The following is a 4,672-nucleotide window of genomic DNA, read 5'->3' as shown; positions in this document are numbered from 1 at the left end:
GCAGGCGATTTAGGTGACCAGTTCAAAGGAAATATGCCGGGCGGGATTATCTCAGCTGCGGGTAACAGCGGTCACAAAGAAGGTACGACGCAGGCGGCTATTGCGGATGGTTCCATCACCATTCGCGACAAGGACAATCAGCAGCAGGATGTGGCAGACCTCAGTCGTGACACTGAACATGCCAACGACAGCATCAGCCCAATCTTTGATAAAGAGAAAGAGCAGAACCGCCTGAAGGAAGTGGGTCTTATCAGTGATATTGGCGGACAGGCTGCTGATATTGCCCGGACGCAGGGGGAAATTAATGCCCTTGATAAAGCGAAGAGTGAGTCGAAAACCTCGCTTCCGGAGAATGCAACCGAGGAACAACGTCAGACATACCTTGCAAACCTGCGTAATTCTCAGACCTACAAAGATGAAATGGCGAAGTATGGCACCGGCAGCGACATGCAGCGCGGTATCCAGGCAGCCACTGCTGCATTGCAGGGGCTGGCGGGGGGTAATATTGCCGGGGCGCTGGCGGGGGCATCGGCACCGGAACTGGCGAATATCATTGGTCATCATGCTGGCATTGATGATAACGATGAAGCAAAAGCGGTTGCGCATGCGATTTTGGGTGGCGTCACAGCCGCCCTTCAGGGGAACAGTGCGGCGGCTGGGGCAGCAGGAGCTGCGACAGGGGAACTTATCGCCGGGGTCATTGCGAAGGCGTTGTATCCGGATGTTAAAGACCTTTCGACGCTGAGCGAAGACCAAAAGCAGACGCTAAGTACGCTGGCAAGCATTTCATCAGGCATTGCAGGTGGAATTGCTGGAGGAGGTGTTTCAGGCGCAGCGGCAGGGGCAAGTGCTGGGAAAAATTCAGTTGATAATAACTTCCTTGGTGCGACATCTTCAGACAAGCTCGACAAAGCCGTCGAGAAAATTAAGCAGGGTGATAAATCTCTGGGGACAGCAAATGACCTGATTAAACTGGAAAATGCTGATAAGCGCAGTGATGCTCTTATGGACAAGTTCCGCCGGGATCCATCGTCTCTATCGGAATCTGAAAAAATTGAACTGAACAGCTATGTCAGGGTTTATGCGGCTGAAATGCAATCTACTTATGGTGTAGGAAAAGGTCAGGAAATGGTAAAAAATCTTTTTGCTTATCCGGGCGTTGAGCGTAATCCTGACAATGAGGCATTGAACCAGGCTCAGGGCGTTGTAAATACCTGGGGCTACCATGAGTCTAATGCGAGTATAGGGAATGCGCCGCTGGCAACATTAGGTGGCGGCGTATTAGGTAGCACAATAAAAGAAAGCATGCTCACTAATGCCGCTATAGGTACAGCCGTTAATTCAACCATACAATTAAATGGTCCAGATCAATTCAGCTACGTTGATGCAATTATGGCAGGAGTCACTTCTGCTGCATCGACAGGAAAAAGCTGGCAAGCCGCCATGGGAATAAGCATGGGTGGTGCATCTATCGGAAGCCTTATTAAAGGAGATGATCCCCTTAACTCCACTATTGGTGCAGGGGCTGGTTCATTGTTTGGTGGTATAGGTGGAAGCGTGGTCAAGGGGGCGGCATCAAGTGTCGTAAAAGACTCTGTCGCAGACTTAACAGGAACCGCTAGCGGAAGTTACATCGGAGAGAAAACAAATAATGCTGTAATAAGCGAATTGAATGAGCTGGATAAAAAAAATGAAAAAAAATGATTTATATCAACTGGTTGTGATTGTTGTTCTTTGTTGTGCTCTGTTCTTGTGCCTAGATGCAATATCAATTCTCCTTGCATCGTTGATAGTGTATTTCAAAGTGGGGGTTTTTTCATTCGAGTGGGAAAACATTATTACTTCATTCTTTACAACAGGATATGTTGGAGGGATAGTTTTAGGTTTAGGAATATGGATAAAGAGCATGTTGCAAAATAGAAAGAATGAATAGGGCAGCTCAAAAAATATCGTGGAGAATAACCTACTTGGTGGTGGAACCGAGGAAGGCCAAACTGAATGGATACGTCAGCACGGTATTGATATGGCAAGTTGTTCATCAGCCCCCTCCTCCGCAAGCTGCCAGAAAGCAATCAATGAACGGGATGCTGTAGCGCTGGCTCTTGCTAGCGGGGGGGCAACTTCATTACCCGGGGAAGCATTGGCTATGTGGGGGCTAGGTGCTGGAATGAATGCAGGAGTTCAATATGCTGGTAGCGGGGAAATTAATCCTGTTAACGCTGTTGTTGCTGGTTGGGTGAATGTTGCAACTATGGGTAATGGCTGGAAAGGAACTGTTGCCGGGAATGCTGTTGGTGGTGCACTCGCAAACCAGATAAATGGCGATAACCCAATCACTGGAGCCATAACTAACGGGGCCGGTGCTTGGTTAGGTTACGGGGTTGGTAACTATATTGTGAAGCCTGTCACTAATGCAGCAGGAAAATTTATAACCAATGGTTGGGATCCAAAATTTAACCCTGACCTATTGAAGTACACCGAAATTAAAGGGCAAATGGGGATATCCAAGGATATGTTACCAAGTAAAATCCCGGGAACTACAGGAGATGTTGGAGGGAGTGCAGTCTCAGAATTTGGTGGTTCGGCTATCCAGGATAAATTAGATAAAATGGCAGGTAAAAAATGAAATGGCTCTTCCTTTTGATAGTTGTAGTGTGCGCATCAATAATTGGATTATTTGCCGCTGCGTTCATTTTTTATCTTACCATAGAAATATTTTTTTATTTCTATGGGGGTATTCCTATCTCAATGAATCCCGATCAACTGAAAAAAATACTAAAAATCAGTGTGGCTGGAGGAAGTATTTTAGGGAGCGGGATCGTATTGCTCAGGATTTTTAGAGTGAAAGGTTTTTAATCTCTCCACGAGTCGAATCTCGGCCTGCGGGCCGAAATTTGACTCAGTGATTCAGAGTCGTGGAGAATAACGCGCTCAGTGATATTGCTGAAAACAAAACCTCGGGCATGTCGCAACAGGAGAAATACCAGAAAGCCCAGGATGACCTGAAAAAAGTCACTGAAGAGTTCAAGGCGAAGAACTGCGCCGGACTCAGTGCCGACGCCTGTGGTGCGAAAATGGACGCACATCGTGATGAACTGTTAGCTGGCTTTGCGGATGCTGGCAGCGACTTTATTCCTGTTTACGGCGATATTAAAAGTTTTGCAGAAGCAGACAGTGCGCTGGGCTATCTGGCGGCTGTCGTCGGGATTTTACCGGGTCTTGGCGATGAGGTTGGCGCACTGATGAAAGGGGCGGACAAAGCCCTTAAAGCCGGAGATCTCGAGGCTGCGTCTAAACTCATAGCAAAAGCAGGTGATGATGTTAACTCTGCGAAGTACTTTGGTCAGGAAAGAAAATTCTGGTCATCAGAACCAGTTGAAATCAATGGCAATAAGGTTTATCAAAGAAATGACTTATTTGATCCTAATGCTCTTGATGCACGAGGAAGAACAAATATTCAAAGAATGGAAAAAGGTTTGGCTCCGATTGATAAAAATGGTCAGTCAATAAATCTTCATCATATGTTACAAAAACAAGACGGGCCGATTGCAGAGGTAACGCAAGATTTTCATACAGATAATCGGAATGTTATTCATATAAACGATAATTCAATACCATCCGGCATTGATCGTTCCGAGTTTAACAAATGGCGCGCTGATTACTGGAAGCAGCGTGCTAATGACTTTAAATAAAAGGTTATTATGAGTATAGAAAACGTGGAAAAAGCTATGTTGATAATAAAAAACCATCAATATCCTGCTGATTTTGATGGTGAGAAAAGTGAAGCGCTTATTACTAAGGCTGAGGGGTATCTCGGTCTGAAGTTTCCACCTAGCTATCGTTATTTTTTGCAAAAATTGGGTTGCGGTGATGTCTTGGGGCATGAGTTTTATGGTCTTATTAATGATGATTTTGCCAACTCAGGTATTCCTGATGCAGTTTGGTTGACAATGAAAGAGCGTAAAAAATCGAAACTTCCCGAGCGTTTCATTGTTATATATTCATTCGGTGACGGCGATTATGCAGTTTTAGATTGCAACCAAAACGAAGATGGTTTAACGAAGGTATTCAAATGGTCTTCAGGCTCATCTGAACCGTCATTTGAAGTTATGAATGATGATTTTGGTGATTTCTTCTATCAAACTGTTAATGCTTCGGTAAGTTAAATGTAAGCATCATAACGATGCGGTGAACTCGCATTGACAGAGCTGTGAAGGTTTACCTGTGTATTTCCGATGTGGCGTGATTGGTGGAAAGTAACTCTTTAAAAAATGGAAAACGCGCGTCGGGAAAAAATAGTCCAACCGCATAAGTACACTGACAGAATCAGCTTGTAACCTGCTGACTGTACTGGGAAAATTTTGTTGTTCTCACCATGATCGTGTCGGAATGAGTTGTTGCCGGGAATAATTTGTCGGTTATCGCCACCGGAAAAAACAAAGGCGATAACAGTGGCAATATCGTTATCGCCACCGGAAAAAACAAAGGCGATAACAGTGGCAATATCGTTATCGCCGGAAGCCAGCTGAAAGCCGGTGGCGACACCCTGCTGAGCGCGGAGAATGACATTCTGCTGAGCGGGGCTGCCAACACCCAGCAATCCAGCGGTAAGAACAGCAGCAGTGGCGGTGGCGTGGGTATCAGCATCGGCGCAGGTGGCGGTGGTGCCGGG

At 45.9% G+C, this 4,672-nt stretch carries 4 protein-coding genes and 2 pseudogenes; all 6 read left to right on the top strand.

Features of this window, described 5'->3' with window-relative positions:
- Positions 1 to 882: pseudogene (locus FH968_RS24250) on the top strand (VENN motif pre-toxin domain-containing protein); the annotation flags it as partial.
- An 808-nt stretch (positions 883 to 1,690) separates the two neighbouring features.
- The gene (locus tag FH968_RS23210; protein ID WP_139883794.1) at positions 1,691 to 1,933 is read left to right on the top strand and encodes a hypothetical protein; all 243 of its coding nucleotides are present in this window, start codon (positions 1,691 to 1,693) and stop codon (positions 1,931 to 1,933) included.
- Between the two features lie 18 nt (positions 1,934 to 1,951).
- Positions 1,952 to 2,626: a hypothetical protein gene (locus FH968_RS23205; RefSeq protein ID WP_223271385.1), complete on the top strand. Its 675-nt coding sequence runs from the start codon at positions 1,952 to 1,954 to the stop codon at positions 2,624 to 2,626.
- Between the two features lie 289 nt (positions 2,627 to 2,915).
- Complete coding sequence (locus FH968_RS23195; RefSeq protein ID WP_223271384.1) at positions 2,916 to 3,692, top strand: HNH/ENDO VII family nuclease; 777 nt, start codon at positions 2,916 to 2,918, stop codon at positions 3,690 to 3,692.
- A 9-nt stretch (positions 3,693 to 3,701) separates the two neighbouring features.
- Positions 3,702 to 4,166 (top strand): SMI1/KNR4 family protein, encoded by a 465-nt coding sequence (locus tag FH968_RS23190; protein WP_139883784.1) that lies wholly within the window; start codon positions 3,702 to 3,704, stop codon positions 4,164 to 4,166.
- Positions 4,167 to 4,408: 242 nt separating this feature from the next.
- A pseudogene (locus FH968_RS23185) lies at positions 4,409 to 4,672 on the top strand (hemagglutinin repeat-containing protein); the annotation flags it as partial.

This window comes from Buttiauxella sp. B2, from assembly GCF_006376615.1.
GTDB lineage: Bacteria > Pseudomonadota > Gammaproteobacteria > Enterobacterales > Enterobacteriaceae > Buttiauxella.
The sequence above is the reverse complement of the archived record's forward strand: the minus strand, read 5'-3'. Positions and strand labels throughout refer to the sequence as shown.

Excerpts from the sequence above, each read along its gene's own strand:
- FH968_RS23210 (WP_139883794.1), top strand. The coding sequence starts at position 1,691 with ATGAAAAAAAATGATTTATATCAACTGGTTGTGATTGTTGTTCTTTGT.
- FH968_RS23190 (WP_139883784.1), top strand. The coding sequence starts at position 3,702 with ATGAGTATAGAAAACGTGGAAAAAGCTATGTTGATAATAAAAAACCAT.